Raw genomic sequence first — 4,750 nt, forward strand, 5'->3', positions numbered from 1 at the left:
GTTGCAGAGCTTGACCGCAGAATGACTGCGGCCGGCGCTCTGCGTCTTGGCTGACACGATTTGGGGTTGCAACGCGGGGCCATATGAAGCGGCAACAGGCCCAGGGGTTTCCATAAAAAAGGGCCCCGCAAGGGGCCCTGAGCTGGCATTCCCGTTTTATTTTTTCTGCAGCTTTGAAGCTGCGGCTGCCGGGATCTCTTATCCGCCTTATGATGATTTGTTCTTGTCCATCCCCTCCGAGAGACCGCGCGAACGGCGCCGATCCGTCGATTCCAAGGCTCCGCCTTTGCGGCTTGTCAATTGTTTTACGCCGCGCACGAGCCGCGGTCAATGAACATACTGTTAGACCTTAGGCGCACTCAATAGAAGCTAAACAAGGTTCCGTATCAATTTCAAACCTTTAGCAAGGTATCCCGGTAATAGGACAGTTCTTCGATCGAGTCGCGAATGTCGTCCATGGCGAGATGGCTCGAATTCTTGCAGAACCCGCCGGCCACTTCGGGCGCCCACCGGCGGGCCAGTTCCTTGAGCGTGCTCACATCGATGTGCCGGTAGTGGAAGTATGCCTCGAGCCCGGGCATGTAGCGCGCGAGAAAGCGGCGATCCTGACAAATGCTGTTGCCGCACATGGGCGAACGGCGTGCCGGTACGTATTCTTTCAGGAATTCGATCGTCTGCCGCTCGGCGTCCGCTTCATCAACCCGCGAAGCGCGGACTCGCTCAACCAGACCGGATGTGTTGTGCTGGCGGGTATTCCATTCGTCCATGGCGGCCAGGCAATCCTCGGACTGGCGCACCGCCAGAACGGGGCCTTCGGTCAGCACGTGCAGATTGGCATCGGTGACGAGCGTGGCGATTTCGATGATGCGATCGGCCTCCGGGTCCAGCCCGGTCATTTCAAGATCAATCCAGATCAGATTGTCGTCGGCGTAGCTCATGGGCTCTTCTTCGTACTTAAACTTGTATTGTGCGCGAGCCGCCACGCTACGACCAGTCATAAACTGTAGCCGACAACCAGGAAAACCGCTGGTTTCGGCTTGTCGGATTACGCCTTCGGCTAATCCGACCTACAGGGTTCGGGCGGCTTGGCGTAGGTCGGCTTAGGCCGCAGGCCGTAAGCCGACGTTCGTGTTGCCGGTTCGTGACTGCGCTTCACGGTGTTACTGTGGCAGTGAACAGTTCGCAACCGAGTCAGACCATGAGTTCGCTCGCCGACCAGAAATGCGCGCCCTGCGAAAACGGCGCCCAGCCGATGACGGGCCAAGCCGTGACCGACCGCATGACCCAACTCAGCGATCATTGGGAAAACGCGAAGGACGAGAAGATCGTCGGCCAGTTCAAGTTCAAGAACTACTACGAAACCCAGGCGTTCGTGAACGCCGTGGCCTACATCGCGCATCGTGAGGATCACCACCCCGACATCACGTTCGGCTACAACCGTTGCCGTATCGAGTTGACCACGCATGCGATCGGCGGGTTGTCGGACAACGACTTTATCAGCGCGGCGAAGATCGACCGCCTGGCAGATTGATCCGATATAGGTTGATCCGATATAGGTTGATCCAACAACAGGCCGACGCGCGGCGCAGCCTTTGCCGGAGAGCGCGCTAACAGAGCCGAATACGCTTTACAGCGGCCGCCGCCCGGAAAACGCTTGGCTGAGCGTCCCGGCGTCGACGTATTCGAGTTCGCCGCCGACCGGTACGCCGTGCGCGATGCGGGTCACGCTGGCGCCGTTGTTTCGCGCCAGTTCGGCGATATATTGCGCGGTCGCTTCGCCCTCGACCGTGGCGCCCAGAGCGAGAATCAACTCCTCGACCGGGCCCCGGTCGAGGCGCGCTCGCAGGATATCCAGGCCGAGCTGCTCCGGCCCGATGCCGTCGATCGGCGAGAGATGGCCCATGAGCACGAAATAGCGCCCGTCGAAATTCGTGTTCTGCTCGATCGCGATGACGTCGGCCGGGCTTTCGACCACGCACACGCGCGATGCATCGCGCTGTTCGTTGCGGCAGATCTCGCACCGCTCCGCCTCGGCGAACATCCGGCATTCTCGGCAATGGCGAATCGCGGCGACAGCCGTTTGGATCGACTCCGCCAGATAAGCGCCACCTTCGCGCTGGTTCTGTAGCAAATGAAATGCCATGCGTTGCGCGCTTTTGGCGCCCACGCCCGGCAACACGCGAAATGCATCGATCAGACGAGACAGCGCGGGGGAAAAGACCATGTTCTTCCATTACGGCGTGGAGACGGCGTGGCGGGTGCGTTCACCGGCAGGCGCTCGGGCACCGGCCCGCGGGAAAACGACAAGACAGGCCGGCGTCAGAACGGAAAGTTCATGCCCTCCGGCAGATTCATGCCGCCGGTCATTTCCGACATCTTTTCCTTGCTCGCCGTTTCCACGTGCTGGACGGCGTCGTTAATGGCGGCGGCTATCAGATCCTCGAGGAATTCGGGATCTTCTTCCAGCGCGGTCGGGTCGATATTCACTTTCTTGACTTCGTGCTTGCCGGTCATCACGACCTGGACCATCCCGGCGCCGGCCTCGCCCGTGATTTCCATCTGCGCCAGTTCTTTCTGGGCTTCCTGCATCTTGCCCTGCATTTCCTGGGCCTGTTGCATCATCTTGCCGATGGCACCTTTCATTGTTCGTCTCTTGGCTGCATCGCGCCCGGTGAGCGATAGGGTTTGATCGTTTCGGGACGCAGCCGGGCACCGAGCTGGCTGCGTAATTGTTGGATGATCGGGTCGTTTTCGATGGATGCAACCGCATCCTGCTGACGCTTATCGGCATCGGCCTCGATTCGCTGGGCCGGGGTATCGTGCAGTGCGTCCACCACGCTGATCTTAAGGTGCGGCGGCTCGCCGCTGCCCCAGGCCTCGGCCACCGCCGCCTGTAAGCGGATTCGCGCCTCGTCGGTGGCCAGGAACGCGTTGGCCCGCGCCAGTTCGAGCTCGATCCTCTCGTTGTCGAGATGCCGGCAGACGCCGTTGTTGGCGAGCTCGGCGGCAAAGCCGCGAATATCGAGCCTCGGCACAAGCGCGTGCCAGTCTTCGGGATGGTCGCTCGTCGCGGCGAAATCGAAATCGGCCGCGGCTTCCCGTGGCGATTCGGTGTCGTGCCCGGCGTCGTCGCCGGATACCGGCGCAGCCGACGTCTCGGCGCTATGCTCGGCGGCCTGTGCATCGAAGTAGCCATCGTGCCCGTCGCCGGGCGCGCCGGCCGTGATGCCCTCGTCGTTTGCATTCGGTTCCGCAATAAAGCGCGCGTTATCCGGTGCGCTCTCGCTGGCGGGTTCGGGCTCGCGCGCCCGCGGCGCGTCATCTCCGGCTCTTCCCGCTGCCGCGCTGGCTGCGCCCGCGTTTGGGAGCGGCCCGGGTCTATTTCCGGGTCTATTCCCTGACCTGTGGGCTTGAAGCTGGGCCCTGGCCTGCGCCATGGCCTGGCGTGCGCTCTGCTTACGATCGTCCGGCTTGCCCGCGTCGTCTTCGTGCGCCGGCGCGGCGGCATCCGCCTTGAATTGCCGCGGCGCACCGGTCGCCGGCACCGGCTGTTCGGCGGTTGCGGCTGTTGCGGTTGGGGCAAAGGCGAGCATGCGCAGCACCGTCATCTTGACGCCGATGAGCGGCTCCGGCGCATTCGGCAAGTCGCGCACGCCGGCGAGCGTGATGTCGTAGAACAGTTGCGTGGATCGCGGGTCGATTCGTCCGGCGGCGACCTGCCAGCGCGCGCTGTCGTCGTCGACCGCTTCTCCGATGACCTGCACGGTCGCGATATGCTGCCAAGCCGTCGCCAGCGCGTCCAGCAGATAGCGCATATCGATGCCCTGGGCGTAGAGCGACTCCAGCGCGATCAGGGCGTCGGTGGCACGCGCGTCGATGATGGCGTCCAGGAGCTCGGCGACGCGCGTCTCGCCGATCGTGCCCAACATATCGCGTACGCCGTCGACGTCCAGATGTCCGCCGCCGAACGCCACCGCCTGATCCAGAAGCGACAGCCCGTCGCGCATGCTGCCGTCCGCGCCGCGCGCCAGTTCGCTCAACGCCTCGTCGTCCGCCGACAACGCTTCGGCATCGACGATATGGCGCAACCGCTCGGCGATTCGGATCGCCGACAGCCGCTTGAGCGGAAACTGCAGACAGCGCGACAGGATGGTGACCGGAATCTTTTCCGGCTCGGTGGTCGCCAGCAGGAACTGAACACGCGGCGGCGGCTCTTCCAACGTCTTGAGCAGGGCGTTGAAGGAATGTTTGGTGAGCATGTGCACCTCATCGATGAGATACACCTTCGTGCGCCCGCGCGTGGGCGCGTACTGCACGTTATCCATCAGTTCGCGCGTATCGTCCACGCCGGTCCGCGAGGCCGCGTCGACTTCGATCAGGTCGACGTAGCGGCCTTCGTCGATCTCGCGACAAGTCGCACAGGCGTTTTCACCGATGCAGGGCGATGCGCTCACGCCGTGCTCGCAATTCAGACACTTGGTAATGATCCGCGCCAGCGTCGTCTTGCCGACGCCGCGCGTGCCCGAGAACAGCAGCGCATGATGCAGCTTATTATGGTCCAGCGCATGCGTGAGCGCGCGGACCACATGCTCCTGGCCGACCAGTTGATCGAAACGACGCGGCCGCCACGTTCGCGCAAGCGCTTGAAAACTCATGCGTTGAGGACTTCCGCACGGAAGAAAAACGGCACTTGCGTCATGAGGCGAACCATCCCGAATGGAGTGCGTCTTATCCTGTCCACTATCGCGGC

At 62.6% G+C, this 4,750-nt stretch carries 5 protein-coding genes; 1 reads left to right on the forward strand and 4 read right to left on the reverse strand.

Annotation, left to right across the window (positions count from 1 at the left end; genetic code table 11):
• Window positions 1-392: 392 nt before the first annotated feature.
• A complete protein-coding gene (gene orn / locus VFJ08_RS12810) occupies window positions 393-938 on the reverse strand; it encodes an oligoribonuclease (RefSeq protein WP_324997610.1) in 546 nt (181 codons plus the stop codon).
• A 260-nt stretch (window positions 939-1,198) separates the two neighbouring features.
• Here orn and VFJ08_RS12815 point away from each other — a divergent pair, with 260 nt between their 5' ends.
• Window positions 1,199-1,531 (forward strand): 4a-hydroxytetrahydrobiopterin dehydratase, encoded by a 333-nt coding sequence (locus VFJ08_RS12815; RefSeq protein WP_324997611.1) that lies wholly within the window; start codon window positions 1,199-1,201, stop codon window positions 1,529-1,531.
• 96 nt (window positions 1,532-1,627) lie between these two features.
• Here VFJ08_RS12815 and recR read toward each other — a convergent pair whose 3' ends face one another.
• From recR to dnaX, 3 genes are all read right to left on the reverse strand, one after another.
• Window positions 1,628-2,224, reverse strand: coding sequence for a recombination mediator RecR (gene recR / locus VFJ08_RS12820; protein ID WP_324997612.1), 597 nt, complete (start codon window positions 2,222-2,224; stop codon window positions 1,628-1,630).
• Window positions 2,225-2,319: 95 nt separating this feature from the next.
• Window positions 2,320-2,643 carry a YbaB/EbfC family nucleoid-associated protein gene (locus tag VFJ08_RS12825; RefSeq protein ID WP_324997613.1) on the reverse strand — a complete coding sequence of 108 codons (324 nt, stop codon included), beginning with the start codon at window positions 2,641-2,643 and terminating at the stop codon, window positions 2,320-2,322.
• Complete coding sequence (dnaX, locus tag VFJ08_RS12830) at window positions 2,640-4,655, reverse strand: DNA polymerase III subunit gamma/tau (RefSeq protein ID WP_324997614.1); 2,016 nt, start codon at window positions 4,653-4,655, stop codon at window positions 2,640-2,642. Before dnaX ends, VFJ08_RS12825 begins: the two co-directional genes overlap by 4 nt.
• Window positions 4,656-4,750 lie beyond the last annotated feature (95 nt).

The organism is Salinisphaera sp. (assembly GCF_035690525.1).
GTDB lineage: Bacteria > Pseudomonadota > Gammaproteobacteria > Nevskiales > Salinisphaeraceae > Salinisphaera.

Bases quoted from the DNA above. Each gene is read 5' to 3' on its own strand.
- orn (WP_324997610.1), bottom strand. From the start codon at position 938: ATGAGCTACGCCGACGACAATCTGATCTGGATTGATCTTGAAATGACC.
- VFJ08_RS12815 (WP_324997611.1), top strand. From the start codon at position 1,199: ATGAGTTCGCTCGCCGACCAGAAATGCGCGCCCTGCGAAAACGGCGCC.
- recR (WP_324997612.1), bottom strand. From the start codon at position 2,224: ATGGTCTTTTCCCCCGCGCTGTCTCGTCTGATCGATGCATTTCGCGTG.
- VFJ08_RS12825 (WP_324997613.1), bottom strand. From the start codon at position 2,643: ATGAAAGGTGCCATCGGCAAGATGATGCAACAGGCCCAGGAAATGCAG.
- dnaX (WP_324997614.1), bottom strand. From the start codon at position 4,655: ATGAGTTTTCAAGCGCTTGCGCGAACGTGGCGGCCGCGTCGTTTCGAT.